Origin of the sequence: Phyllobacterium sp. 22552 (genome assembly GCF_052044585.1) — a bacterium.
In the GTDB taxonomy this organism is placed as follows: Bacteria; Pseudomonadota; Alphaproteobacteria; order Rhizobiales; family Rhizobiaceae; genus Phyllobacterium; species Phyllobacterium ifriqiyense.
In genome coordinates this window covers 709,537-735,248 of sequence record NZ_JBQENG010000001.1, presented here as the reverse complement: position 1 = coordinate 735,248, position 25,712 = coordinate 709,537, and the positions used below count along the sequence as shown (strand labels likewise).

The window sequence follows — 25,712 nt, the reverse complement described above, 5'->3', positions numbered from 1 at the left end:
TTGTGAGGCTGTGATGTGCTAAAAGTCTTCAAAGAGTTCAGCACATCATCCTCTTAACTACTCCAGGCGGCGCCTGAATAGCCACGCCGCCGCTGACAAAGTCACGCCAGCTATCAATGCGAGTGGGATTGTCTGGTGCAGTACTTCCAGAGACCCGATATCCTTCAGAAAAAGCCCTTTGATTATCACCAGAAAATATCGAAGTGGATTTATGATGGTAATCGGCTGCAGCCACTGGGGCATATTTTCGATCGGCGTTGCAAAGCCTGAAAGAAGAATAGCCGGGACGATAAAAAGGAATGCTCCGAGAATAGCTTGTTGCTGTGTTTTCGACAAAGCTGAGATGAACAATCCGATCCCGACGATCGCTGCAAGATAAATAATGCCACTGCCGTAGAGATAAATCAGCGATCCCCGAAACGGAATCTGGAACAAAAATATCGCGGCCAACAAATAGACTGTCATGTGAAAAACGCCGATTAACATTGGAGGTATCAACTTGCCGATGACAATCTCATGCGTCCGCAATGGGGAAACAATCAGTTGATCGAATGTGCCGAGCTCCCGTTCTCTGGCTATTGATAGGGCAGTAACAATTAGACCAATCAGCATTGCAATACTTGCAATCAAGTTTGGCACCATGAACCATTGGAAATCCAAATTGGGATTAAACCAATTGCGCGGCATTACGTTTATCATCGCGCTCTGCGTTTTCATCCCCGATGGGGTTTCAAGGGAAAGTCTTCCGGCAATCTGGCTTAGATAGCCCGCTACTATCTGTGAAGCGTTGGATTTACGCCCGTCTAAAATGATCTGAATTGTTGCCGGCAAACCCGCTTCAATGTCGCGGGAGAAGCTTGGACCGATCTCCAATGCGGCTACAACTGTCTGATTGCTGATTGCATCGTGAATACGCGATTGATCCTGCGTATGCGATACAGTGCGGAAGGTTGGCGAGCCTCCAATCCGCGTTATCAACTCTTCACTCCAATGACCACTGTCGCGGTTTAGAATCATGACGTCTACATTCCGGACTTCAAGGGTAGCCGCATAGGAGAACACCAAGAGCTGGACGATAGGCGGCACAATCAAGATCATCCGACTCTTTGGATCGCGGAGCACCGCGAGAAGTTCCTTGATGATCAATGCTTTCAGCCGCGTCCACCACATATTAATCGATCCGTTTTCGTGTACTACGGGCGGCCAGAACAAAGAAGACGCTGCCGATAAACAGCATGATAGCCATTGCCTTCAAAAACATCGGCCATATGTCCCCGGCCAGAAAAAGTGTCTGCAAGCTTGGTATCAGGTAACGGGCGGGTACGACGAAAGTGATCCATTGTATGACCACCGGCATAGAATTAATTTCAAACAGGAAACCCGAAAGGAGAAATGCCGGAAGAAAGGCCGAGATCAAAGCAAGCTGCGATGCCAGGAATTGGTTTTTTGTTGCGGCTGATATAAGCAATCCCTGACCAAGAGCTGGCACAAGAAATGCCGCTGAGAGCAGATACAATGCAAAGATTGATCCTCGGAAGGGCACGCCGAACAGGAATACCGCGATTATAACGCAAAGGCTCATCGACAATATTCCAAGCACGAAATAGGGCAGGATTTTTCCCATCAGCAGTTCCGCAGATGTCACCGGCGTTGCCATAATTGCTTCCATGGTTCCGCGTTCCCATTCCCGGGCGATGACCAATGACGTCAGCAGGGTTCCGACGAGCGTCATGACGATGGCGATTGATCCTGGAACAAGGAAAAAGCGGCTCGTCAGTTCCGGATTAAACCAGAAGCGCTGCTCTACGCTGATCGCTGAGGCGCTGCCATCTTTTTGAACTCCCATATCTGCCGACCGGATAGCCACCCACCCTGCAATGACGCCTTGCGCATAATTCTGAACGAAACCGGCGGTATTGGTATCAGATCCATCAACAATCACTTGAATCTGCGGGTTCATTCCTGCCGCGAAGTCGGAGGTAAAGCCGGCAGGAATAATGACGATTCCTCGAATTTCGCCGCTTACCAGTTTTGCATCAAACTCCCTTCGATCCCGACCTGTTTCAACATCGAAATAGCGCGATCCCCGGAAGCTGGCAGCAAGATCGCCTGCCAGTGGCGTCTGCTCTTCAATAACAAGGCCGATACGGGTTTGGCCCGTGTCGAGCGAAACGCCATATCCAAACAGAAATAATAGAACGACGGGTAAAACAAAGGCGATGAGAATACTACTTGGATCCCTCAAAAGCTGGAAGGTCTCTTTGCGGACAAGCGCAAAGAATCGCCGGACGCGTGCTGGTTCCGTCGTTTTACTTAGCGATACGGAGGTCATGCCGCTGCCTCCCGCTCGGAGGCCTCCACCAAGGCGATAAACGCATCCTCCATGGTGGGATCCGGCTGCGCCTTAGTCGCGACCCCCGCCTTGAGTTCATCGGGCGAACCCAGAGCAATCGAACGACCACGATAGATAAGAGAAATACGATCACAATACTCGGCTTCATCCATGAAATGTGTGGTGACAAGCACCGTCACGCCTTTCTCGACAAGGCCGTTAATGTGTGTCCAAAACTCACGTCGTGTTATGGGGTCTACGCCGGATGTCGGCTCATCTAGAAAAAGCGCTTCTGGTTCGTGCATAACGGCACAGGCGAGTGCAAGGCGTTGTTTTAGGCCAAGAGGCAAATCCTTTGCCGGCAGGTTATCGCGAGCGGCAAATGAAAATATCTCATTCATCAAGCTTATGCGCTCGCGTTTACGTGACCCGCTCAAACCATAGACGCCGGCGAAGAAATCCAGATTCTGTCCGACGCTCAAGTCACCATAAAGCGAAAATTTCTGCGCCATATACCCTAGACGATTGCGCGCCTCGGCACCATCCCGCCGCAAATCAAACCCGGCTACCCTGCCCTCACCCTGCGTAGGTTTTAGAAGCCCGCACAGCATCTTGAACGTGGTGGATTTTCCCGCACCATTAGGCCCAAGAAGCCCGAAAATCTGACCTCGTGGAATGTCAAATGTAATGTCCTTCGCTGCGGTGAAATCACCAAAATTCTTCGTCAATCCATGGGCCTCTATGACGGGCTTTCCATTCTGATCATCGAGCCGTGTGGCCGCTTCAGCAAGCTTGGAACGCCCCCCGGGGCTACCTCCAAGCATATCAACAAAAGCGTCTTCGAAACGCGGCTCTGTGGCACGTATCTTGGCTGTGTTTCCCGCGATTTTCGTCAACTCACTTCGTTTCGCTTCCGCGCTGGTAACAATGCGCACTGCGTCGCCTTGAATGACGCCATCAACCACGCCTTGCTGTTCCAGGATTTTCGAGAGTGCCTGACGGCGACTGCCGGATATGCCAGTGAACTTGAAAACCCGATCTTTAACCCGATTTGTCAAATCCGCGGGCGGTCCGGAAAATAGCAGTTCGCCCTTATTGAGAAGCAACACCTTATCGCAGGCTTCAGCCTCATCAAGATAAGCAGTTGACCAGAGGACCCCTATGCCGTCCTTGGTCAGGTCTTTTACCATCTTCCACAGGTCGCGGCGGGAAATCGGATCGACGCCAACACCTGGTTCATCCAAGAGCAAGAGTCTGGGTTTTTTCAAGAGAGCGCAGGCAAGCCCAAGCTTCTGTTTCATTCCGCCCGAAAGCTGACCAGCGAGCCGCCCGGTAAATCGCTTTAGATCAGTGAACGTCAAAAGCTCATCAAATGCTGCCGGACGCTCGCCCAGCGGGAGACTACGCAAATCAGCATAGAGATTGAGATTTTCCTGAACCGTGAGGTCTTCATAAAGTCCGAAACGTTGAGGCATATAACCGATTAGAGCCTGAATGCTTGGTGCATGCAGTTTGGTGTCGAATCCCAGAACATTGATCGAGCCTCCGTCCGGCTGCATAAGTCCGGTAATCAGACGTATCAGCGTAGTTTTACCAGCACCGTCTGGACCAACCAGTCCTGTAATCCTGCCTCCGCTTATGATGCCGGACACATCTTTCAATGCTTGCGCAGCTTGACCAAAGCTCTTGCTGACATCTGCGAGACGAACAAATTCGGATCGGGCATCATCATCGGTGGATGGTATCCGGTCGGTCATAGCTCACGGCCTGGTTCCATCGGCACTCGAAGGGTGACAGGCATTCCCTGTCGCAAATCTTGGGTTGCCTCATCAACAATGATGCGTAACCGATAAACGAGATCTGTGCGCAGGTCCGGCGTCTCCACTGATTTGGGCGTGAATTCAGCCACTGGCGATATAAAGCCGATCTTCCCTTTAGCGGGTTTACCGGGTTTCGTATCCGAGTACACATCGACGACCATGCCAGGATGTATGCGGCCTAGATCAACCTCAGAAATATAACTGCGAACCCAGATGGGTTTCAGTAGCGACAATACGACCACAGGATCACCTGGCGCGACGATGGAACCTGCCTCACGAACGCGGGAAAGAATTATCCCATCATTAGGCGCATGCATTTGAGCATCATCCAGCGAAGTCACGGCGCTGGAAAGTTTCGCTTCTGCAGCTGCAAGATTGGCTTTCGCTGCTTCAATGTCCTCTTTACGTGTTCCTTCTTTAAGAAGCGCCAAAGCTGCCCGCGCCGAAGCAGTCCGTGCATTCGCTATCGATTTTGCTGCAATTGCCTCATCCAAACCGGACTGGGAAATGGTTCCATTCGGGCGGAGGCGGAGGGCACGCTCATAGGAGAGAGTTACGTTTTCAAGATCGGCAAGCCGCTCATTCAGCGCGGCTTCTGCTTGCACTATCTCAGTTTGGCGTGGCCCTGCTATTGCCTTTTCAAGTGTCGCACGCAGCGCAGACACTTCTGCCTTTGCGGCATCAACAGACTGTTGATAGGGCGCTGTATCCAGGCTCGCGATAACTGCGCCAGCTGCAACGGTATCACCCTCGTCAAACATCAGTCTTTCCATGCGGCCATTGACCCTGAAACCAAGTGGCACCTGACGGATATCTACATTGCCGTAAAGCGTGAGTTGCGTCGCTTCCGATTCAACCCAGCCCATTTTGCGTGGAAGCTCAAACCACCACGCCAAGCCTGCGGCAACCACAACAACCAAGATCAATATAATGATCAGCCGCTTCATGATCGCACCTTGACGGGCTGTATGGCAGCAACAAGTTCCTCCGCTAAATTCTGTATAGTTTTAACTTCGCTTGCACCAATACTGCTCCACTCGAGCTGCAGCATCGCAGAGGCGTGGGCTGTGCGGTACACTAGAACACTGCCGAAAAGAGAAATCATTCGTAAGCGGACATGTTCGGATAAAGGATCTTCGTCAAGCAAGACGCTAATGAGTTGGATGCCTGCCTCAAGCATAGGCTTCATGACTGCGGTATATACTCTGTTGAATGCCTCTGTCGGCTCCATCTGTTCTCGTATCAAAAACCGTGCCCACGGCTCGGATTCCTTGCTTACAAACAGAGTTGCCATCTTTTGGAGTATCTCTGTCAGGAAAGCTCTTGCTTCTTCGCGTGACAGACTTTGCCCGGCTGCCGCCAATTCTTGCAGTCGTCCTCTCACCTTGGTTCGCAAGCCTGAAACGTGGGAATTGATCTCTCCGCCAAGATATTCCGCAGTGGCTATATAGAGCCCTTCTTTGCTCCCGAAATAATATAGGATGGCCTGTAGATTCACACCTGCTGCATCCCGCAACATCCGCGTACTCGTGCCCTCGAAGCCATATCGGCCGAACAGGTCGAGCGCGACGACGATGAGCTTTTCGCGGGCAATTTCTCCGCGAGCGGACTGCCGTTTCGTCTGCTTGGCTATATTTTCCATATCCATAATCTACATCGCAGGAAATAATAAGTCAAACGAATGAATTTTTATGGTGCATGACAGTTGCGATAACTGACTAGGTTAAGCCGGAACTTTTACGATGGCGGCGATCTATCGCGCGGATGGTGCGGCCAAAAATACAAATGCTATTGTTGAACCCGATCAAGCGGTGTTATTTCGAGCGCCCGCTCTTCTTCAACGGAGATGTTATGACAATCTCAGGCATGCTGCAGCTTGCGGCGTCGACACTGGTTTTTCTACTTGCGGCTGTCGGAGCCAAACACTGGGCAATATCGCCCACATTCCCGAAGCTAGCTATAACGCTGATTTTATATACTATCGGCAATCTGATTATGCTTCGGCTGGTGCGTGAGTTTGGAATGGCCTCGGCCTTCACCCTTTCTGCATTGCTGCAACTGGTGGCCATCAACGCAATTGCAATAGTTTATTTCGGCGAGAAACTGCCAACAACTCAACTTGCCGGAATAATGTTGGCAATCATTGCCGTGGGACTAATTACGTTCGCCCCGTCGAAATAGCCAATCATGAACTGACTCTGGGCGTAACCACAGTTGCGAATGCATAGGCATGGCATCTGGAACAATGGCGAGTTAACGGGTTTTCTATCTTGGAAGAGAGACCATGGCCTAGCGTCCGAGGCGCGAAGACAATGGCTACACCACGCAGGTTTCGAATCGTGGGAATTAAACAAATGGACGAAGTCAGAGTGGCGGTGCAAGGCGCAGAAGGGAAAACATTCTGCCGGTGCAATTTCAGACCGACGCAATGCCACACCTTCTATTGTATCAGTCGACAGCAATGCATGGCGAGAAGTCCTGGCGCGGCGTGGGTCGATGCTTTACACCCAAACAATCAATGCCCGGGTTAAGCAAAGAGATGAATCCTATTCCGGACCACGGTGAAAATTCGTACAATGGCTCGGGAAAATTGACCGGAAAGCGATCCGCTGTCGAGTTATGTTTCTGGAGCAACGATTGCCGTCACTGGCGGTAAGCCCATAATTTGATGGTGGCAGCTCATGACCAAGCACTGGCACGGGGAAGCCATTCTATTGCCATTATGCGGTTTTCCCGACCGGGATAACTGTCATGGAGAACATTTTCTTCTTTTGCTCAAGGAAAATTGAGCTTTTGCTCTGACCTATAATAAGGCATGCATTGTCGTGGAAGCGCAAGAGGCCAACGCCTGTCAGTTGCAGAGCCAACTGATTTGAATAGAATCCCCGGCCATGAGTTAAAGAGGATCATAATCCATGTTTTATGCAATTCTGGCCTATCACGAAGAGGAAGTCGTCTCTTCCTGGACCAAAGAGGAAGACACGGCCCTTATGACCGAGCTCTTGGAGATTAATGAACGTCTCGTTCGTGAAAAAACTCTCGGGCCAGCCGCACGTCTTGGTCCCACAGGCCGTGCAGTAACGCTGCGCGGTAAGGACGCCGAAATAGTAATCGATGGTCCTTTTGCCGAAACCAAAGAGCAATTGCTTGGTCTATATGTTGTTGATTGCCCGTCACTTACTGCTGCCGTAGAAACCGCACGCGAGTTGCGCCGCGCCAATCCGACAGCCGTTTACGAAATCCGGGAGATATTGCTTTATCTTCCCGGAGCACCGTTAAGCGCCAGCGCGGAAAGCTAGGATAGCAGCATGAACTCTTCGATCTTCCATGGATTATCGGCCTTTCCCATTACTCCTTGTGATCCGTACGGCCGCGTAGATGAGGGGGATCTTTCAAAGATCATCAGTAACCTTGCAGATGCCCGCGTGGATTCTATCGGCCTTCTGGGAAGCACTGGCACATATATGTATCTTGACCCGGCGGAACGGCAACGCGCAGTCGAGATCGCTGTGAAAGCTGGCAACTCGACTGTGCCAATTGTCGTCGGAGTTGGTGCTATGCGTACCGACGAAGCAGAGCAATTTGCAAAGCATGCCGAGCAGGCCGGCGCTTCAGGACTGCTTCTTGCACCAGTTTCATATACGCCGCTGAACGATGAAGAAGTCTTCCAGCATTATACTGCAGTGGCTGGTGCTACCCGCCTTCCCCTTTGCATTTACAACAATCCGACCACAACACATTTTACGTTTGGCGTTCCACTCATTGAGCGGCTGTCAAAAATTGACAACATAGTTGCGCTTAAAAATCCGGCAGCACCAGCTTCTGAAATGCCTTCCATAATCCAGCCGCTCAGCAATGCACTTCCCTCGGGGTTTGCCATTGGGTTTAGTGGCGATTGGAATGCGGCGAATGCCTTGATGGCTGGCGGACATGCTTGGTACAGTGTGGCTGGAGGTCTGTTGCCTGTTCCATGTCTTGCACTAACACGTGCCGCTCAGGCCGGAAAAGATGATGAAGTTCAACGGTTAGACCAACTTTTGCAACCATTGTGGGATTTATTTAAGGAGCTTTCCAGCATTCGCGTAATGTATGCTATCGCCAACATAATGGGACTAACACATTCCAATCCGCCACGCCCCATATTGCCGATCGAAAAGTCTGAGTACAACCGCATCGCGCAAGCTCTGGAAGGACTATCCTTTTAGGCACAGACCCTGAATCTCTTATGGTCCTCGTGATTCCAAGGCGACCGTTTTAATAATGGCATAAACCGTCATTCCGTCCGTGAGCTTTAGCCGGTCGCTCGAAAGCGAGGTAATTCGCGAAACCAGAGCCGTTCCCTCGCATTCAATATGCACATCCACTGTGCCATCTGAATTGGAAAGGATTATCGCAACCTCTCCTCGCAGGATGTTAAGAGCGCTCACGCCTTCCGGATAAACGGTGGAAAGCATGACATCCTTTGCAAGAATATACATGCGGACGGTCTTGCCGATCGAAATCTCAGGCCCGGGAACAAAGAAATGATGGGAATTGAACTCGATTGTCATCAGTCTGTGCTTTATATCGTACTGGATGACTTTCCCTTCGATCAGCGTTCCTCTGTCTTTCCGGTTTTGCATCGAGGAAACGGACGGTTGATTTAGCACATCAGCCACCGGCCCAGCCATCGTAACGCTGCCATTGTCCAGTACAACAACTTTATCGGCCAATCGCGCTACCTCCGTCACTGAATGGCTAACGTAGATGATCGGAATGTTCATCTGATCGCGCAGCGCTTCGAGATATGGCAATATTTCCAATTTCCGCGTCTCGTCCAATGCAGCAAGCGGCTCATCCATCAAGAGCAGACGAGGCGAAGAAAGTAACGCACGGCCAATTGCCACCCGCTGTTTTTCGCCGCCTGAAAGATTTATCGGCCGCCGGTCGAGCAAGAAATCTAGTCCCAGCAAATCAACGATGGAGGCGAAACTATCATCGTTCTTAGGCTTTGAAACGAACCATCGACCGTAGTTAAGATTTTGACGAACCGACAAATGGGGGAACAACCGGTTGTCTTGGAAAACAACACCAAAACGGCGTTTGTGCTTCGGAATAGATATGCCTCGGGTGGTATCGACAATAACATCGCCATCAAAAATCACACGCCCCTCATCAGGGTGAGCCAGCCCGGTTAACATGCGAATGATGGAGGTTTTACCCGATCCTGAAGGACCAAACAGCGCAGTTACGCCGCCTTCGGACGTAAATGCCGCATCCAACTGAAATGCACCGAGCTTCCGTCGCGCCTCGAAAACCAACTTCATGGTGATGTGACTTTGCGAGCGAAGAGATAGGTCATGAATTCTGAAGCCATTAAAGCGGCCATCGAAATGATCACGGAGATAATAGTCAGTTTGAATGCGCCAGCATCCCCGCCAGGCACCTGCGTGAAGGTATAGATCGCCGCTGACAAAGTTTGCGTTTCACCTGGAATATTGGAAACAAAGGTGATCGTTGCTCCAAACTCTCCCATTGCTTTTGCAAATGAAAGTATCATACCAGCAATAATGCCCGGCGAGATCAGAGGCAAAGTTACGGTCATAAAAACCCAGCCCGGGCTAGCGCCCAATGTTGAGGCAGCATCCTCCAATCCCCTGTCTACTGCTTCAACCGAAAGGCGGATGCTACGAACCAATAAGGGGAAACCCATCACAGCGCAGGCCAAGGCGGCACCAGTCCATCGAAATGACAGAACAATCCCGAGATTCTCGGCAAGAAATGCCCCGAGTGGTCCGCGCCTCCCAAAAAGGATCAGCAGGAGAAAGCCGGTGACAACAGGTGGTAAAATCAATGGCAGATGTACCAAGCCATTCAAAAGTGACTTTCCCCAAAAACGCCCTCTGGCCAACAACACGCCGACCGCTATGCCGAAAGGTAGACTGGCAATCGTAGCAACAGATGCAATACGCACACTGAGATGAACAGCCGTCCATTCTTCTGCGCTTAACGAGAACCAATTCAAATCGAAAGCTCGCTGTGTTTGTGGCGGTCCCTTGCCGGAAGTACGCGCCTATTTGAGTGTGGTAAAACCATGTTTTTCGAACAGCGGCACAGCTTTATCTGATTTTATATAGTCAAGCAGTGACACAGCATCAGTATTCTTACTGTCAGCCAGCATCGCAATCGGGTAGACGATTGGCCTATGGCTATCGTCCGGAAAGGTACCGGCAATCGCCACTTCTTTGTCAGTTACAGCATCAGTTTTGTAGACGATCCCGTATGGTGCTTCGCCACGAGAAACGAGAAGCAACGCAGCACGAACATTCTCTGCACCAGCGATCTTACTTTCCACTGACGACCATATGCCTAACGTTTCCAGGGCAGCCTTGCCATATTTGCCTGCCGGTACCGAATCAATCGCGCCCATCGCCAAACGGCCGTCACCGAGAAGCCCTGCCAGATCCAAACCCTTCTTGATGTCTACCCGCTCAACATTGTCTTTTGATGTTACGAGAACGATACTATTGCCAAGAAGGCTCTTGCGTGTGGCTTCATTAATAAGCTTCTTTGCAGTAAGATAATCCATCCAATCCAAATCTGCGGAGATGAAAATATCTGCCGGAGCACCGGATTCGATTTGTTTGGCCAATGCTGAACTCGCAGCATAAGAAGTTGTCACTTCCTTGCCAGTTTCAGCCTTCCATGCTGACGTGACCTCATCAAGTGCATTCTTAAGACTTGCGGCTGCAAAAACCGTAACCTTCTCAACTGCTTGGGCTTGATTGATCTGAAAAGATATTGCCAATGAAATAGCTGCCAATATGGCTGTAAAATATTTCAACCAGTCACGCCATTGAACACTCATCAAACTCTCTGCTCCACCGTAATATTCTTATGAATATATCGGTGATCAACAGATAGCCAGCGTTATGTTCGAAGAAACATAACCAAAAGTACCCCACGGTTTTAAAGCTGTGGGGCACAATAAACGGGACAGAAAGGCTGACAGTTAGCGCTGTTTGGCTTTGCGAGCGGCATAACGGCGGTCACGTTCCGCCTTACGTTCGGCTTCATCCAGAACAACTCTGGCGATGCGATTCTTTGCTTCGGCAGCAAGTGCTTCGGCTTCCGCCGCTGCAGCATCCGCAAGAGCTTGAGTCTCCGCGAGCTTGCGCTCTTCTTCAAGCTTGGCCAAACGATCACGATCAGCTTTTCTTGCTTCACGGGCAGCAACGATAGCTTCACGTTCAGCCCGCTTGGCAACCACCTCAGGGTCATCGGCCTTTGGTGCTGACTCAAATTTCTTCAGCAGAAGCTTTTTTGCTTCTATCGCCGCGGCGCGGCGTTCGTTCAATTCTTTAAGATTTTTCAATAGAAAGTAGTCCTGTCGTTGCAAGCAATCGGCTTTTCAATTGCCAGTAGATGGAAAAAGGCCGGACACATGCCCAGCCTTTCCTTTAATCCTACCACGGAAGTCGCTGGCAGCGAACACCGTGGCCATTATTATTATACAGCTGCGAGCTGATCAGCTGACATCTTGCCAGACTTCTTGTCGCGAACTAGCTCGTAGCTGATCTTTTGACCTTCAACGATATTACGCATGCCGGCGCGTTCAACTGCAGAGATGTGAACAAAAGCGTCGGTGCCGCCGTCATCCGGCTGAATGAAACCAAAACCTTTTGTTGAATCGAACCATTTAACTGTGCCTGTGGCCATGATGGACCTCCGTCTAGCAACAACAACTGGCACCCAACTAAAGGTGCCTCCTAATAATCGAGTTTTGAAGAAGGAGCTTGTCGAAGCGCTAGAAAGCGTAAAACAAAGTCAGACGATCCAAAATCCAATGCTTCTATTTACAGGCCCAACCCGCAGGGATCAACCCACGGCAGGATTTGTTTTTACGTGTAAAATTCTGACCGGCTTATTTGCGAACAAACTCATGAAATTCGTCCGGTTGCCCTTCAATCTCTGTCGATACCACAAGGGCTAATTGGTTTTTGTCAAACAGATCAAACCATTCATCCCATTCCACAAGGCGGGGGCGTCCCAATTCGTCCGGACGGTCGGCGCCGCTATCGTCATTGTCCGCGTACGCCTCTTGTCCGAATTTTATCATCAAAACCGGTTCGGTAATGCCGATAAGGGCAGCTGGGTCACGTATGGCAGGCACTCCTGAACGGGTACCGGCCCAATCGCGAATGGCTTGGTGGTCTGTAAGCAATGTGGTTTCAGTCATTTGTTTTCTCCTGTCCGAAACTTAACGTCGACATAACAATGAGGTTCCGTAGCTGATGCTGTTTCAGCTGGACGGAGTTATTGGAACACTCACCCTTTACAGGCATTATGATTTAACGCCGATGAGAGGATAAATTGATGAAAACCCTTGCTAAAATCGTGTTGGTCTTCGTTGTGCTTGCCGGACTTGGCGCTGCAGCCGTCTATGTCTATTCACAAGAATCAGCAACCATCGCGATTGAACAAGGCTATGGTCCCAACCCCACACTTCCTGCACCCAATCCCAAGCCCATACCAACTGTAAACGTTGCGAAAGCCAGCAAATGGCCGGAAGGCGTCACGCCAAAAGCCGCGCCAGGTTTGAAAGTCAATGCTTTTGCCAAAGACCTTGATCATCCACGCATGATTCATGTGCTGCCTAATGGCGATGTTCTCGTTGCCGAAAGCAATGCGCCCACGAAGGAAAATCAAGGTTTCAATATTCGAAACTGGCTGGAAGGCATGGTGATGGGTCAAGCTGGTGCAATGGTTAAAAGCGCAAACAGGATCACGCTGTTACGCGACGCCGACAATGACGGTGTTGCGGAGGTACGCAAGACATTTCTGCAAGGTCTGCGTTCTCCCTTCGGCATGACACTTGCAGATGGGAAACTCTATATTGCGAACACCGACAGTATCGTCGCAGTGCCCTATCTGGATGGCGATACCGAATCTACAGCCCCACCGGAAAAGATCATTGATTTGCCCGCGGGCCCAATCAATCGCCATTGGACTAAAGATCTGATTGCGAGTGTCGATGGCAAAAAACTATATGTAACAGTCGGATCCAACAGCAATATTGGTGAAAACGGCATGGATGCAGAGAAGAACCGGGCGGGCGTTCTCGAAATTGATCGAGCAACCGGCCAACAGCGTGTCTTCGCATCTGGACTGCGCAATCCCAACGGCATTTCATGGAATCCTGACAGCGGCCAGCTTTGGGTCGCAGTCAATGAACGTGACGAAATCGGTAGCGATCTTGTCCCGGACTACATGACATCTGTCAAAGACGGTGGATTTTATGGCTGGCCCTACAGCTATTACGGTCAAAATGTTGACGTGAGAGTAAAGCTGCAAAACCCGGAATTGGTCGCGAAGGCTATCAAACCGGATTATGCGCTCGGCCCGCATACTGCTTCGCTCGGATTGACGTTCAATACGGGATCGCTCTTAGGGGCGGAATATCAAAATGGTGCATTTATCGGCCAACATGGATCGTGGAACCGCAAACCCAGAAGCGGCTACAAAGTGATTTATGTGCCGTTTGCCAATGGCAAACCCAATGGCCCGCCAAAGGATATTCTTACGGGATTCATAAGCGTCAACGACGAAGCATTAGGTCGACCAGTTGGCGTAGCGATAGCCAGGAACGGTGCGCTCCTCGTCGCTGATGATGTGGGAAATACGATCTGGCGCGTCAGTCCTGAGTAGAAAGTGGAAACAACTCAGGCGATTTTTCCGTTTGTTTTGGGGCTCCCGTCAGAGCTGCAATCCATCCCCTCACCTCGTTGGGGGAGTTGACCTTATATTGCGCATCACTTTGAAAAAGTGGCTGACCAACTCTGACGGAAAGACCGTTTGATCCGTTAACAAAACGGAACATGGCCTCATCCGTAAGATCATCACCAATAGCCAGCGGCTTTCTACCCTTAAAGGGAGCCATTGTCATAAAATCTGCTACTGCAGATCCTTTATCAGTACCCGACGGCAGCAGTTCCACAACCATTTTCCCGTTCTGGAGTTTCCATCCCTCGCCAAGTCTGGAATGAACCGTGGACATCGTGGCCTGCACCGCCCTTTCAGCCTCGGGAACCAAACGATAGTGCATGGCGATAGCCAAGCCCTTGTCTTCAATAATGGTTTGCGGCCAACGCGCCGTCAGCTTTTCCAGCTCCTGGCGTGCTTGATCAAGCGCCAAGCGATTAATCAGCTTTCTACCGAGATTTCCTGACCCATCCCGAACTTCCGAGCCGTGCATCCCTGCAACAGGAAACTGAAAAGGGGCAAACATGGCGTCGACAGATTCAATTGAGCGCCCTGTTACCAGAGCCATGGCTCCATCCAGCTGCGTGAAAAGCGATAATAATTGTCCCGGCAATTCTTGCGGTATCTTCACGCCCGTGGGCGTGGAGGCAAGATCGATCAGTGTTCCGTCAACATCCAGAAACAAGGCCCAGTTATGGAGATCTTTTGGAAGTACTCCCGTTGAATCAGATTTCATCTATAAATTTCGCCGTGTTGGTGGAGCTAGGGTGGTGCTGTTTAAACTCCACGCGACACAAATGGTTCATTACTAATTCGAAAAAAATGGGAACCATCTGCGCCCGAGCGGATTGGGTTTATTCAACTCGAATGCAAGGGACTTAATCTATGGGACGGTTGGTTGTTGTTTCAAACCGAACGGCGAACCTCACTAAAAAATCACAGGCAGGGGGATTAACAGTCGGAATCGTCGATGCTTTGAAAAGCCAAGACGGCCTGTGGATGGGTTGGGATGGACGTATTTCGGAAGATATTTCAGCCCCAAAACAGGAAAAGTACGACAACGTAACAACGCTGACGACATCCCTTACCCCAGAAGAGCACGAGAAATATTATCTCGGATTTTCAAACAAGGTGCTTTGGCCAGCCTTTCACTATCGGCTGGATTTAATGGACTATCGCACCGAGTTTGCTGATTGCTACGCTTCAGTCAATGAGCGTTTTGCGGCCACGCTTGCCCCCCAGCTTAAGCAGGATGATGTGATCTGGGTTCATGATTATCACATGATCCCTATGGCAGCGAAACTGCGCCAGAAAGGTTGTGGCAATAAGATCGGCTTTTTCCTGCACATTCCCTTTCCTTCCATTGACGTATTTTCGGCCGTTCCAAGACATGAATGGCTGCGATCATGTCTACTCCAGTATGATCTCATAGGGTTTCAAACGGTAAACGACGTTCAGAATTTTCATCGTTATCTTAAAGAACATTCCGACGCAGATATAATTTCGCCGGAATTAGTGCGGGTTGACGGTCGTACAATTCATATCGGGCATTTTCCAATCGGGATCGATGTGAAGCAATTTGCCCAGACATCCAGCAAACCGGATGACACGGTGGAACTAGAACGCATCCGCCGGAAAATGTTAAAACGGTTCCAGATCATATCTGCTGACCGTCTCGATTACTCCAAGGGCTTGCCACATCGCATAAAAGCATTTCGAAAGTTTCTTGACCTTTATCCTGAGTACCAAGGGCATGCTGAATACCTACAGATTGCGTCTCCTTCACGTGAAGACGTAACAGCTTACGGCGACATCAAATCAGAGCTTGAACAACTCGCTGGCGCAGTCAACGGCAAGTTTGCCGATTTCAACTGGGCGCCGATCCAATATATCAACCGCAGCATTGCGCGCTCTAAACTTGCCCCACTGTTCAAATCAAGTTTGATAGGCTTGATTACGCCACTGCGCGATGGAATGAACCTTGTCGCGAAAGAATATGTTGCTGCGCAGGACGATGCAGATCCCGGGATCCTCATACTGTCCAAGTTTGCTGGAGCCGCCGAGGAGTTGAGCGAAGCTCTGATCGTAAATCCCTACGATATCAATGATGTGGCACAGGCTATTCAAAAAGCAGCGACTATGCCACTCGCCGAACGGCAATTGCGGCACCGCAAGCTTTTAAAACGCGTCACAGAGCATGATGCTCAATGGTGGCAGCGCGAATACCTTGATGCGCTTCTCGGCAAAACTGAACGACCTCAGCTCATACATCAGTTCACAAAACACTCGCCCATCCACCTGACAACTTAACTGAGCGTGATCAGGAGTAGTGAATCAGAATGCCAAAACGGAATGACGTACCGACATCAGCCTATCGTTTGCTTTTGAAGAATGGTGTTACTTTCAATCATTTGGCGTCGAGAGTGCCCTATCTGAAACGACTGGGGATAGACTGCGTCAGCGTTTCATCTGTTTTCGATACAAGCGATGCTGGAAACGGGCGTCGATCTTTTGACCCAACTACGCTGGATCGCAAATCGGGCGGCGAACAGGGCTTTGCAAGACTTATCCGCGCATTGGAAAACGCCGGTATCAGTCTTTTGATCGATATCAATCCTAATCAAATTCCTGCTTCTTACGAAAACCCGTGGTGGAGATCGCTGCTTGAGTGGGGTAAAGATGCCAAATACGCCAAGTATTTTGACGTCGACTGGAGCAGTCGACTAAGCCTGCCGGTGCTGGAGCGCCCGCTTGTTGAAGAACTCGATAATAGTGCGATCAGCTTGGTATTTGATACTGCGGCGAATGTGCTGGGAATATCACACGCGCAAAATCTATATCCCTTGTCACCGCCATCTTATGCGACAGTCTTGCAAGGACTCGATAGCGAACTGGCCAACCAATTTCGTGAAGCAGCAGCCAAAGCTCAGCCATCCCATCCCGACCAGTTTCATGAAAACTTGCGGGTAATATACGGACGGAGCAGCGTTTCCAATCGTCTTGCTCTGGCTGATCACCTCAACAGGCTAACCGTTGACATCTCATCCTTAAAGAAAGTTCTGACAGAGCAGCATTGGATTTTAATGACCATCGCTGACGCCCGCAAACACTTAACTTACCGACACTCATACGACTCCCTTTATTCTGTGGGGGCAAATGTGGAGGACCCCGATGTTTTCAATGACTTTCATAAAACAGCATTGGAACTAATCAAACTAAGTGCAGTAAGCGGATTTCGAGTGAATCAAATAGATGGTCTTGCAGATCCTGCTGGATATTTGAAACAATTGCGTCACGCCACCGGCAGCAATGCTTACATTGTCACCGACAAAATTTTTCTGAATGGAGAGGTGCAGTCAGAAGAGTGGGATGTGGATGGAACGGCCGGCTATGAGTTTATTGCCGTCGCATCAAATGTCCTGGTGAATCACGCACAGCTTCCAACTCTAGAACAAGCCCATGCGACAGTAGCGGGAGTTGAACGGTCTCGGGAGAACCATTACCGGGATGCGAAGCACGCCATTCTTCACAAGAAACTCGCGCCGGAATTGAACGCGTTGGCGCGTTTTCTTTTGCAGTTCTCGCCCGCGGCCATTGATGAACTTGAAATAAGGCGCGCAATTTCCGAAACTATTACAGAACTACCAGTGTTTCGAACTTACCCGAGTGATCGACAGGATCACCACACAATGATTTTGCAAACCGCAGGGATAACAAGATCGACCCTGCCGCCAAAAATATATGACGAATTTGATACTCGCTACCAACAGCTATCGGCTGCAGTTATGGCTCAAGCGGTCGAAGAATCCTATCGTTATGACCGTGGCCCGATTTCGGTTGATGAAATTACGGTCTTCTCTGCCGATGCGAAACGGCCGGTTGAGGCGTTTCACACACACATGGCTCAAAAGGCTGCAATGATGCCTTTGGGCATGAATGCCACCAGCTTTTCCTACGCTACTAAATTTGGTGAAGATGCCCGCATGCGTCTTTTGGCGCTCACAGAATCTCCGGCGAACTGGATACAATGCGTGTCGGACTGGCGAATACGCTTCGCTCAAAACGTCAAGATGATTGAGGGCGCCCTGGTTCCACATCCAGAAACAGAATGGCTGATTTATCAGACCATGGCTGCAATTTGGCCTCCCCAACTCCATCTCGATGATCAAAAGTCGCTCTTGGCTGTTCAAGATGAATTAACAGGCTTTGTAATTAGAGCTATCCGGGAAATGAGAAAGGACGCCTTTTGGACGGAGGTCAACCGCCCCTATGAAATGGCAGTCGCCGACTATATTGGCAGCGTCTTCCTCGATCGTACATTTCTGATGGAGTTCGCAGATAGAATGAGGCCGTATTGGGTTGCGGGAGCAGTCAACAGCCTTTCACAAACCGTCCTTAAAATGACAACACCTGGCATGCCGGTCATACAAACTGGTTCTGAAACCTGGGATTTTTCGCTTTCTCAGACAGGTGCGCCTGACGATGCTGGCTTTGAAAAACTGAGTGCGCAACTAAACTATGCCGAGCAATCTCCGTTCACCAATTTATTGGCGGATTGGCATTCGGGCGCTTTGAAGCAACGTATTATCACAATTCACCTTCGACTAAGACAGCAATATCCGGAATTGTTTTTGCGGGGTGATTACATTCCTCTACAAATTAGCGGTATCTATTCAGACCACCTTTTGGCCTTCTTGCGCCGCAACGAATCCAGTTCATGTATTGTCGCGGTTCCCCGCTTGCCATTTGAGGCGGTCTCGAAATTTCAGGAGCCGTTCATGCCCATTCCCGCTTGGGGAGACACCATCATCCATGTGCCGGAAACGATATCATCGGCAGTGTTTCAGAACGTCCTGACAGGTGAGACGATTTTGCCAGGCGACGCGCTGCTCGCTGCTGATGCGATGCGTGACTTTTCTACGGCAACGCTTATCGCCGATTAGGCCAACACGCCTATTTATTCCCTACAATAGATCGGGCCGACAAGTGGCAAACGGTGCTTGTTTTGCTGCGACGTTATTGGCACTGGGCGGTGCGGTTCATGCAGCGTATTAGGCTGTCTCGTCTTGGAAAAATCATGTCACGTTTTCTACCTGATACCTTCACCGTGCTGCTTGTCCTCACAGTGATCATTGCTTCTTTTGCTCCGGTCAGCGGAACGACCGCAGAATATTTCGGATACGCCACCAAGATTGCGATTGGTCTTTTATTTTTTCTCCACGGCGCGCGTCTTTCTCGCGATGTGGTCATTGCCGGTTTTCTTCATTGGAAGCTGCATTTGACCATTCTTGCGTCAACCTTTGTGCTATTTCCTCTGCTTGGGTTGGGAATTGGCGCCTTGGTACCGGCTGTTCTTTCGCCGACCTTCTACGCAGGTGTCCTCTTCCTTTGCGTCTTGCCATCTACAGTTCAGTCGTCGATTGCGTTTACTTCAATTGCCGGCGGCAATGTACCCGCAGCAATTTGCGCGGCAACAGCATCAAATATCTTCGGCATGTTTTTAACACCGGTTCTCGCGGGCATACTATTATCAGCCCAAGGTCATGCAGACTTTTCGCTGGAAGCACTCCGGTCGATACTTCTTCAACTGCTGGCACCATTCATTCTGGGGCAGATACTTCAGCCGTGGATTGGTAACTTCCTTCGCAGCAAGAAAACAATTTTGATGCCGATTGATCGAGGATCAATCCTGATGGTCGTTTATCTTGCTTTCAGTGAATCTGTTACTGAAGGCCTGTGGCGGACGATCTCGATCAGTGATCTCGTCATGCTCATCGCCATCGATATCATTTTGCTGGCGATTGTGCTCACCGCCACGATGTTTGGCAGCCGGTGGGCCGGTTTCTCGCGAGAAGATGAAATCGCGATTACCTTTTGCGGCTCCAAGAAAAGTTTGGCGAGCGGCGTTCCCATCGCAACGATAGTTTTTGCAGGGCAGAGCATAGGCAGCATCATGCTGCCATTGATGCTATTCCACCAGATTCAATTGATGGCCTGCGCTGTCATCGCCCAACGCTACGCCAACAAACTGTTCAAAGCGTCTAACGCTATTTGAGTTGACGAGCTGCCACTGCCTCCATCAGCTTTGCGGCAAGAAGTTCGTATTTCTCATCATAGTGATGATCGCCCGGAAGCTCGATTTTTTCCACGGCACTTAGCGACGGATCGGTACATGCCGTGTCGTCTTCCTCTGATCCATAGACGCAAAGCACCTTGGCAGTCGGTACTTTAGTGATTGCTGGCGCAACCTCATTGTCGCCGCCCAATCCCAGCCAAGCGCCAACAGAGACCTGAAAAGGAGTCGTCTTTTCCGTACCGATTAACCCGACAAGGCTGATACGGTCTTGAAGCTCTTTGGGAAGATAGGGCCACGCAAAAGGCACCGTATTGGCTCCGAAGGAATATCCCAGCAATAATACAGGTAATTTCCCGCTAGGATCGGCCTTGGCAACCATTCTTTGTATGTCTTTCGCAATGCCTTCCGGCTTGCGAAGCGACCAATAGTAACGCAGTGAATCGATGCCAACCACATGGGTGGACTCTTTTGAAATTATATCGCCAACCGATTTGTCGATATCTCGCCATCCGCCGTCACCGGAAAAGAATAGAGCCACATATTTTGCCGGGCCATTGGCTGAAGGAATATCGATCACTGGTAGTGCTTCCGCGGAAGCATCTTCTTTCGCTATATCCACGGCAGCGTCCGCCGCCAACTCCAGCCGTTCTGCTATCGACGAGCCTATTTTTTCCTGCGCTAAAAAGAATCCGGCGCTAGGCGGCCCTTTCGGCTCAGTGTCAGATTTCTCGCGTATTATTGTCGCCGGATTTGGTAGGTCTGCATCGTAAGAATAACTGAAGCCCTGCCCTGCAACTGCTTCATAATCTGCGCCTTCACAAGACGGCAGCTTCGTATTGAGGGCAGGCGATGGATCAACAATTACTGCGCCGGCAATTGTTGCCGCAGGCGTATCTGCAACCGACGCATAGGCCAATACACCACCCTCACCTATCCCAACAATCACGGGATGCATGTAAACATCAACAGCGATCATTCTCTGCGCCTCCTTGGCAATTCCCTCAAAGTCCGACACGAAATAGGTGCAATCGCCCGTATCCTCGTTGAGCACCTTGCGCCATTTTTCCAGATCAACCGTAAGAACAAGAAAACCTCGATCGAGAAGTAGCTGCGCCAACTTCGTATCACCAGCGGCAAGACCACCCCTCTGCGAAACAAGAATCGCCAGTGCCTTTGGTTTGCCCGAAGGTTGTAGAAGCGGCACGTCAGTAAGACGTTCCGCTGAAACCAGCACAGGTCTGCCCGATGAGCGGAAACCCAGCTGTGGTGCAAAGTGCAACCCGGCAACCAAAACAATACTGACAGCCAGAAGAGCCGCGACGATCAATGTGTAGCGGTTGCGTAAGAACTTCATCGTTTGAAAACCTCGAAGGGGCTTCCGCTCACAAGATTGGTCGCATCAATAAGCGAGCGGGGTGTTGCAAGCCCCGGGGGGCAGATTAGGTAGTATGGAGTCCATTTTGGACCGAATTTATCCTTGAAAGCGCGAAGTCCATCAAATCGGTAAAACTCAGCTCCGCGCCGGTAAATGAATGAACCAATGCGATTCCAACGTGATGCGAGATGGCTATCGGAAAGTCCCGAAAGCGGCGCGGCCCCGAGGTTAAACCAACGGTATCCCTCATTTTTGGCGGCAACCAGCAGGTTCGCAAACAACCCATCCATAACGACACTTGAAGCATCGGGTAAATGTCGCATGAGATCCACAGCGACTTCCCCTTGCCCTGCACCGCGCCAAAGGTTTGCGAAAGCAACAATTGCTCCTTCTTTTCGCAAGATTGCGATGTCAAAATGGGCAAGATAGGCATTTTCAAACGAACCCAGCGAGAATCTTTTCTCCGATCCGGACTTCATGGCCAGCCAGGCATCCGAAATCGCACGCAACTCCTGCATGACTTCACTAGTTCGCTCTCGTGGGAGTATTTCAAAAGTCACTCCCTCTTTCTCCAAACGCCGCGCCGCATAACGCAGCGGTTGGCGCTTCGATCCCTCAAGCGAAAATTCGGTGAGATCAACCCGTGCAACCTCACCGAGCTTTAACGCAGTTAATCCCATATCAAGAAATAGTGGCAAGCGCTCTGGTCCGACGCCGTAGAATACCGTTCTGGTTCCCGTCCGATCAGCCAGCCCGCGAAAAGCCCAAGCAAGATCAGAGACAGTTTTATCATCGGTACCAACGGGTTCACCCATGGAAACCAGGCTTCCGCCTGAACGGGCATACATGACAAAACCATGCCCGGCATCATCCATCAAAAATCGCTTGTCACCTAGTAAAGCCAGTGCATCTGATGCACGGGCCGATTGAGCAACCAATGCGGGCACTTCATCTGGTATCGGCTGGGCACGTAGCTTGATACGCCCTACCCCATTTATGATCGTGTTGATTGTTATGGCAGCAAGACAAGTTAAAACCAGAACCAGAGCGCGCAGAAACCGCGATGCCTGAGCATCCCATGCAAATTCCCACCAAAGCTCATTGGCATATTCAACATGGCGATAGGCAAAGAACCCCAACCAGATGATAGCAAAGGCTGTCGTTCCAACGCTGGCCAGCCATCCCCACGACAAGGCAAAACTCTCGCCAAGTGGCTTACGATAGAAGGATTCACGAAAGAGCAGCAGAATACCCGCCATCAATGTGAGCAGCAGCGCCTCTTCCCATGCAAGACCTTTGATCAAAGCGAATACAGCACCCGCGCTGAACAGTCCGAGCGCAACAAGCCAAGCGCGCCAAAGGCGACGCGCCAATCCTCTTGCCACGATCAGAAGAGCTAGCCCAACAAAGCTCGCACCCAAGTGCGACATTTCGAGAAAGGGCATCGGAACAATACCCGACAGCGCTTCTAGCCGATAATGCGTGCCGGGAATCACCGTCGAAATTAGAAGCACAATCCCGCCTAGAAAGGCTATTCCTGCCGACAACGGAGGGATGAGCGGCTCAAACATCCTCACGGCAGTCTGGGTTGATGCAGTGAGCACGTGCCGTTTCCGCAGGATTTCAGACAAGGCAAAGCCGACAACGGCAATCAAAAAGGGAAAGAGGGTGTAGATGGCGCGGTAAGCCACCAGTGCAGCAATTGCATCGGGATTTTGCCCAAGCCCGAGACCAGCGATGATGGTGGCCTCAAAAGCACCAATTCCACCCGGCGCATGGCTTACAATGCCGAGTGCTACGGCGACGACATAGACGAGAGCAAAGGCAGGAATACTGCTAACCGATCCGGCAGGAAGCAGGACGTAAAGCGTTGCCGCAGCAGCAGCGACGTCAACCAAACCGGAAATGATCTGCAGCAGCGCTCCCTGCGTCGAAGGGAGCTTGACTGACATTTTGCCCAACCGCAGAGTCCGCTCACGTCTAGAAAGCCAATACAGTAGCAACGCTACGCAAGCGAGTACCCCAGCCCCGATAATTTGGTCCACAATGGGTCCGAACGAAACAACCCATGGAATTCGCGAAGGATCAATAACAAGTGCAACAGCAATAAGAATGATGAATGCAAACCATATGGCCATCCAGGATGTACCAATGATCCGGCCGATATCGGCTGTATCTATCCCCTCGGCAGCATAGATTCTGTAGCGTAATGCGCCACCTGTGAGCAGAGAGAAACCAAGTGCATTGGAGATAGCGTAACCAGCACCTCCAGCCATCGCGGAAATTCGGTAAGGTATTCGTCCCGGAGCAATTGTCTCAACAGCAACGACATCATAAATGGCAACGGCTGCGAAGCTCAAAATAGTGAAGGCAAAAGCCAGAAAAACCAGATTTCTCGGTATTTCGCGTAGCGATTGGCGAACGTCATGAAGATAGATATCGCTCGATAAATGACTAAGGACGAGCAAGCTTATCCCGGCGACGGCGATACCGAGAAATGCAAACAGAGCAGACCGGGCTTTAACGCTCCAGGGGTTACTGGATTCCGTTCGTGCTTCTATTTTGCGGATTTGCTTTTCGCTATCAACAATTGGCGTCATTGCAGGTACCGGCTTAAAAACGGTTTCTAAATACTGCCAAGTTCACCATGAAATTGGGGTAGCGTCACTAGCAATCCAATAATGGCGGGATTGCGCCAAAATTAAAAAAAACGATCCGCTGAAACGGATGGCGCTCAACATCTTCTAGGCGGGGCTCTGTTTTACGCCGCATCAAGTATGAGGCGCCGATAACTTCCAGGAGCCTTTACCCTACCAACGGCGGCTGAAGGCGGCGTCAATTTCATCGCCTCGGTTACCGCGCTCGCCACAGAATTGCTGTTCTGAAGCCAAAAGGAATAACGGAGGCCAGATTGGCGGATGCGCTCTGCTAGATCAACTGCGGCGCGCCAGCGAGCTGCGACCGAACTATAACTGCCTTCTAAAAGAAGTGACGTTATCGACGTTGGCCGCAAATAGAACTCTGGAAAGTATCGCAGATCACGATGAGCATAATCGGTAACGACGGCCGTCAAAGGCCCTCGAATGGCGCAATAATTAAAACTGCCATCTGAATTGGAGGCACCACCATTTATCTCGAAAATCGGCCTGCCGTTTTCGTCGCACATCACAACAAAATTATGGCTGGCTATCCCGGCAAAACGCGGGATGGGATATGAGCCAAACAGTATTTGGTAGTTCATCAAGCGCCAACTTTCGAGCCAATTCGGGTGTCCTCACTTATTAGATAAAGCATTTATTTTCAAAGACAACACACGAATTTTCAATCAAATCCGCCTGCGAATTTAGTTAGCCGGCAAATGCTTCACTCCAGGTCGATTTTAAACACTTTTCTACAACCTTAACGGGCATTTCGACCGAAAAAAATATTTCCAAACAGCCAGCTTGTTTGCAGCAAAAACAATCATCTTTGTTGGCAAAATTTAGATTGCATCAAACAACGCCCACTTCAATTTCCGAAATCCCGTCCACTCCACCGACCATTTTATCCCCGCGTTGTATTGCTCCAACGCCAGCCGGCGTTCCTGTAAAGATGAGATCTCCGGCTTTAAGGCTGAACAATGTCGAGAGATAAGCAACAGTTTCGGGCACTTTCCAAATCATCTGACTGAGATCACCACGTTGACGTTCAACCCCATTTACGTTGAGCCATATCGCGCCTTTTTCGGGGTGGCCGATTACTGAAGCTGGTACAATCGGTGAACATGGTGCAGATGATTCGAACGCTTTACCGACCTCCCACGGACGACCGAGTTTTTTCGCTTCTCCTTGCAAGTCACGACGCGTCATATCCAGCCCAACAGCATAGCCGAATACGTGATCAAGGGCTGCATCATTGGCAATGTCGATCCCATCCTTCCCGATAGCAATCACGAGTTCCATTTCGAAATGAACATCGCTCGTCGCCGGTGGATAAGGAAAATCCTGGCCCTGTCTTACGAGCGAGTCTGGATTCTTCTGAAAGAAAAATGGTGGTTCACGATTCGGATCATGACCCATTTCGATTGCATGGTCGGCATAATTGCGCCCAACGCAATATATTCGATGTACAGGGAAAAGTTTGTCCGTGCCGGAAATCTCCAGTCCTGGTTGTGGGACAGGTTCAAAAATATACTCATCGGGCATGATTGTTTTCACCGCTTATTGATCGCTGGACTCTTTCTGGACTAGATCATCCCTACTACATGCTATCAAGACCAGAAAACGTTCATCAAGCCAATGCCACACGTCGCAGCGGGGACTTGCGTCTTTCATGCATCTGAAATTTGATCCGGCGTATCCAGCAGAAATTGCCCAAGCTGACGACGAC

The 25,712-nt window shown here is 50.4% G+C and carries 23 protein-coding genes; 7 read left to right on the top strand and 16 right to left on the bottom strand.

Annotated features, from left to right (window positions below; all coding sequences use genetic code 11):
- Positions 1-57 precede the first annotated feature (57 nt).
- From ACTJI9_RS03635 to ACTJI9_RS03615, 5 genes are read right to left on the bottom strand one after another with little or no spacing between them, the layout of a single operon-like run.
- Positions 58-1,170 (bottom strand): ABC transporter permease, encoded by a 1,113-nt coding sequence (locus ACTJI9_RS03635; RefSeq protein ID WP_440806044.1) that lies wholly within the window; start codon positions 1,168-1,170, stop codon positions 58-60.
- Position 1,171: 1 nt separating this feature from the next.
- Positions 1,172-2,332 (bottom strand): ABC transporter permease, encoded by a 1,161-nt coding sequence (locus ACTJI9_RS03630; RefSeq protein ID WP_440806042.1) that lies wholly within the window; start codon positions 2,330-2,332, stop codon positions 1,172-1,174.
- Positions 2,329-4,089: an ATP-binding cassette domain-containing protein gene (locus tag ACTJI9_RS03625; protein ID WP_440806039.1), complete on the bottom strand. Its 1,761-nt coding sequence runs from the start codon at positions 4,087-4,089 to the stop codon at positions 2,329-2,331. The genes ACTJI9_RS03630 and ACTJI9_RS03625 overlap by 4 nt, the downstream gene beginning before the upstream one ends.
- Entirely contained in the window at positions 4,086-5,099 is a 1,014-nt protein-coding gene (gene hlyD, locus ACTJI9_RS03620) for a secretion protein HlyD (RefSeq protein WP_440806037.1), read from the bottom strand. The genes ACTJI9_RS03625 and hlyD overlap by 4 nt, the downstream gene beginning before the upstream one ends.
- Positions 5,096-5,800, bottom strand: a complete 705-nt coding sequence (locus tag ACTJI9_RS03615) for a CerR family C-terminal domain-containing protein (protein WP_440806034.1) — start codon at positions 5,798-5,800, stop codon at positions 5,096-5,098. The genes hlyD and ACTJI9_RS03615 overlap by 4 nt, the downstream gene beginning before the upstream one ends.
- A gap of 203 nt (positions 5,801-6,003) precedes the next feature.
- On the opposite strand from ACTJI9_RS03615, the gene ACTJI9_RS03610 reads away from it, so the two are divergent.
- The 3 genes from ACTJI9_RS03610 to ACTJI9_RS03600 all read left to right on the top strand — a co-directional run bounded on the left by ACTJI9_RS03610 (position 6,004) and on the right by ACTJI9_RS03600 (position 8,357).
- Positions 6,004-6,333: a hypothetical protein gene (locus ACTJI9_RS03610; protein WP_336439929.1), complete on the top strand. Its 330-nt coding sequence runs from the start codon at positions 6,004-6,006 to the stop codon at positions 6,331-6,333.
- Between the two features lie 734 nt (positions 6,334-7,067).
- The gene (locus ACTJI9_RS03605; RefSeq protein ID WP_115052806.1) at positions 7,068-7,451 is read left to right on the top strand and encodes a YciI family protein; all 384 of its coding nucleotides are present in this window, start codon (positions 7,068-7,070) and stop codon (positions 7,449-7,451) included.
- A 9-nt stretch (positions 7,452-7,460) separates the two neighbouring features.
- Positions 7,461-8,357, top strand: a complete 897-nt coding sequence (locus ACTJI9_RS03600; RefSeq protein ID WP_440806030.1) for a dihydrodipicolinate synthase family protein — start codon at positions 7,461-7,463, stop codon at positions 8,355-8,357.
- An 18-nt stretch (positions 8,358-8,375) separates the two neighbouring features.
- Here the strand turns inward: ACTJI9_RS03600 and modC are convergent, their stop codons facing one another.
- The 6 genes from modC to ACTJI9_RS03570 form a co-directional block, all read right to left on the bottom strand.
- Positions 8,376-9,458, bottom strand: coding sequence for a molybdenum ABC transporter ATP-binding protein (modC, locus tag ACTJI9_RS03595; RefSeq protein WP_115052804.1), 1,083 nt, complete (start codon positions 9,456-9,458; stop codon positions 8,376-8,378).
- Entirely contained in the window at positions 9,455-10,156 is a 702-nt protein-coding gene (modB, locus tag ACTJI9_RS03590) for a molybdate ABC transporter permease subunit (protein ID WP_115052803.1), read from the bottom strand. The genes modC and modB overlap by 4 nt, the downstream gene beginning before the upstream one ends.
- Before the next feature lie 48 nt (positions 10,157-10,204).
- Positions 10,205-10,999, bottom strand: coding sequence for a molybdate ABC transporter substrate-binding protein (modA, locus tag ACTJI9_RS03585; protein ID WP_440806027.1), 795 nt, complete (start codon positions 10,997-10,999; stop codon positions 10,205-10,207).
- Between the two features lie 144 nt (positions 11,000-11,143).
- Complete coding sequence (locus ACTJI9_RS03580) at positions 11,144-11,506, bottom strand: DUF6481 family protein (protein WP_115052801.1); 363 nt, start codon at positions 11,504-11,506, stop codon at positions 11,144-11,146.
- Between the two features lie 134 nt (positions 11,507-11,640).
- A complete protein-coding gene (locus tag ACTJI9_RS03575; protein ID WP_115052800.1) occupies positions 11,641-11,850 on the bottom strand; it encodes a cold-shock protein in 210 nt (69 codons plus the stop codon).
- A gap of 205 nt (positions 11,851-12,055) precedes the next feature.
- A complete protein-coding gene (locus ACTJI9_RS03570; RefSeq protein ID WP_115052799.1) occupies positions 12,056-12,370 on the bottom strand; it encodes a hypothetical protein in 315 nt (104 codons plus the stop codon).
- Positions 12,371-12,507: 137 nt separating this feature from the next.
- On the opposite strand from ACTJI9_RS03570, the gene ACTJI9_RS03565 reads away from it, so the two are divergent.
- Positions 12,508-13,839 carry a PQQ-dependent sugar dehydrogenase gene (locus tag ACTJI9_RS03565; RefSeq protein WP_440806023.1) on the top strand — a complete coding sequence of 444 codons (1,332 nt, stop codon included), beginning with the start codon at positions 12,508-12,510 and terminating at the stop codon, positions 13,837-13,839.
- Here the strand turns inward: ACTJI9_RS03565 and otsB are convergent.
- Positions 13,826-14,629, bottom strand: coding sequence for a trehalose-phosphatase (gene otsB, locus ACTJI9_RS03560; protein ID WP_336439924.1), 804 nt, complete (start codon positions 14,627-14,629; stop codon positions 13,826-13,828). The genes ACTJI9_RS03565 and otsB overlap by 14 nt on opposite strands.
- A gap of 149 nt (positions 14,630-14,778) precedes the next feature.
- Between otsB and ACTJI9_RS03555 the strand changes: the two genes are divergently transcribed.
- The 3 genes from ACTJI9_RS03555 (at position 14,779) to ACTJI9_RS03545 (ending at position 19,948) form a co-directional block, all read left to right on the top strand.
- On the top strand, positions 14,779-16,203 hold the full coding sequence (locus ACTJI9_RS03555) for an alpha,alpha-trehalose-phosphate synthase (UDP-forming) (RefSeq protein WP_307285589.1): 1,425 nt from the start codon (positions 14,779-14,781) through the stop codon (positions 16,201-16,203).
- Positions 16,204-16,232: 29 nt separating this feature from the next.
- Complete coding sequence (gene treY / locus ACTJI9_RS03550) at positions 16,233-18,836, top strand: malto-oligosyltrehalose synthase (RefSeq protein ID WP_440806019.1); 2,604 nt, start codon at positions 16,233-16,235, stop codon at positions 18,834-18,836.
- 134 nt (positions 18,837-18,970) lie between these two features.
- On the top strand, positions 18,971-19,948 hold the full coding sequence (locus tag ACTJI9_RS03545; protein ID WP_336439921.1) for a bile acid:sodium symporter family protein: 978 nt from the start codon (positions 18,971-18,973) through the stop codon (positions 19,946-19,948).
- Here the strand turns inward: ACTJI9_RS03545 and ACTJI9_RS03540 are convergent.
- From ACTJI9_RS03540 to ACTJI9_RS03525, 4 genes are all read right to left on the bottom strand, one after another.
- The gene (locus tag ACTJI9_RS03540; protein ID WP_440806016.1) at positions 19,941-21,323 is read right to left on the bottom strand and encodes a virulence factor family protein; all 1,383 of its coding nucleotides are present in this window, start codon (positions 21,321-21,323) and stop codon (positions 19,941-19,943) included. The two genes, ACTJI9_RS03545 and ACTJI9_RS03540, sit on opposite strands and share 8 nt — an antisense overlap.
- The gene (mprF, locus tag ACTJI9_RS03535) at positions 21,320-23,914 is read right to left on the bottom strand and encodes a bifunctional lysylphosphatidylglycerol flippase/synthetase MprF (RefSeq protein ID WP_370878869.1); all 2,595 of its coding nucleotides are present in this window, start codon (positions 23,912-23,914) and stop codon (positions 21,320-21,322) included. Before mprF ends, ACTJI9_RS03540 begins: the two co-directional genes overlap by 4 nt.
- Positions 23,915-24,105: 191 nt before the next feature.
- Positions 24,106-24,585 carry a hypothetical protein gene (locus ACTJI9_RS03530; RefSeq protein ID WP_336439919.1) on the bottom strand — a complete coding sequence of 160 codons (480 nt, stop codon included), beginning with the start codon at positions 24,583-24,585 and terminating at the stop codon, positions 24,106-24,108.
- A 250-nt stretch (positions 24,586-24,835) separates the two neighbouring features.
- Positions 24,836-25,528: a fumarylacetoacetate hydrolase family protein gene (locus tag ACTJI9_RS03525; protein ID WP_337354647.1), complete on the bottom strand. Its 693-nt coding sequence runs from the start codon at positions 25,526-25,528 to the stop codon at positions 24,836-24,838.
- Positions 25,529-25,712: the final 184 nt, after the last annotated feature.

What these genes read in the sequence shown, in the direction of transcription:
- ACTJI9_RS03635 (WP_440806044.1), bottom strand. Translation starts at nt 1,170, where the DNA reads ATGTGGTGGACGCGGCTGAAAGCATTGATCATCAAGGAACTTCTCGCG.
- ACTJI9_RS03630 (WP_440806042.1), bottom strand. Translation starts at nt 2,332, where the DNA reads ATGACCTCCGTATCGCTAAGTAAAACGACGGAACCAGCACGCGTCCGG.
- ACTJI9_RS03625 (WP_440806039.1), bottom strand. Translation starts at nt 4,089, where the DNA reads ATGACCGACCGGATACCATCCACCGATGATGATGCCCGATCCGAATTT.
- hlyD (WP_440806037.1), bottom strand. Translation starts at nt 5,099, where the DNA reads ATGAAGCGGCTGATCATTATATTGATCTTGGTTGTTGTGGTTGCCGCA.
- ACTJI9_RS03615 (WP_440806034.1), bottom strand. Translation starts at nt 5,800, where the DNA reads ATGGATATGGAAAATATAGCCAAGCAGACGAAACGGCAGTCCGCTCGC.
- ACTJI9_RS03610 (WP_336439929.1), top strand. Translation starts at nt 6,004, where the DNA reads ATGACAATCTCAGGCATGCTGCAGCTTGCGGCGTCGACACTGGTTTTT.
- ACTJI9_RS03605 (WP_115052806.1), top strand. Translation starts at nt 7,068, where the DNA reads ATGTTTTATGCAATTCTGGCCTATCACGAAGAGGAAGTCGTCTCTTCC.
- ACTJI9_RS03600 (WP_440806030.1), top strand. Translation starts at nt 7,461, where the DNA reads ATGAACTCTTCGATCTTCCATGGATTATCGGCCTTTCCCATTACTCCT.
- modC (WP_115052804.1), bottom strand. Translation starts at nt 9,458, where the DNA reads ATGAAGTTGGTTTTCGAGGCGCGACGGAAGCTCGGTGCATTTCAGTTG.
- modA (WP_440806027.1), bottom strand. Translation starts at nt 10,999, where the DNA reads ATGAGTGTTCAATGGCGTGACTGGTTGAAATATTTTACAGCCATATTG.
- ACTJI9_RS03575 (WP_115052800.1), bottom strand. Translation starts at nt 11,850, where the DNA reads ATGGCCACAGGCACAGTTAAATGGTTCGATTCAACAAAAGGTTTTGGT.
- ACTJI9_RS03570 (WP_115052799.1), bottom strand. Translation starts at nt 12,370, where the DNA reads ATGACTGAAACCACATTGCTTACAGACCACCAAGCCATTCGCGATTGG.
- ACTJI9_RS03565 (WP_440806023.1), top strand. Translation starts at nt 12,508, where the DNA reads ATGAAAACCCTTGCTAAAATCGTGTTGGTCTTCGTTGTGCTTGCCGGA.
- otsB (WP_336439924.1), bottom strand. Translation starts at nt 14,629, where the DNA reads ATGAAATCTGATTCAACGGGAGTACTTCCAAAAGATCTCCATAACTGG.
- ACTJI9_RS03555 (WP_307285589.1), top strand. Translation starts at nt 14,779, where the DNA reads ATGGGACGGTTGGTTGTTGTTTCAAACCGAACGGCGAACCTCACTAAA.
- treY (WP_440806019.1), top strand. Translation starts at nt 16,233, where the DNA reads ATGCCAAAACGGAATGACGTACCGACATCAGCCTATCGTTTGCTTTTG.
- ACTJI9_RS03545 (WP_336439921.1), top strand. Translation starts at nt 18,971, where the DNA reads ATGTCACGTTTTCTACCTGATACCTTCACCGTGCTGCTTGTCCTCACA.
- ACTJI9_RS03540 (WP_440806016.1), bottom strand. Translation starts at nt 21,323, where the DNA reads ATGAAGTTCTTACGCAACCGCTACACATTGATCGTCGCGGCTCTTCTG.
- ACTJI9_RS03530 (WP_336439919.1), bottom strand. Translation starts at nt 24,585, where the DNA reads ATGAACTACCAAATACTGTTTGGCTCATATCCCATCCCGCGTTTTGCC.
- ACTJI9_RS03525 (WP_337354647.1), bottom strand. Translation starts at nt 25,528, where the DNA reads ATGCCCGATGAGTATATTTTTGAACCTGTCCCACAACCAGGACTGGAG.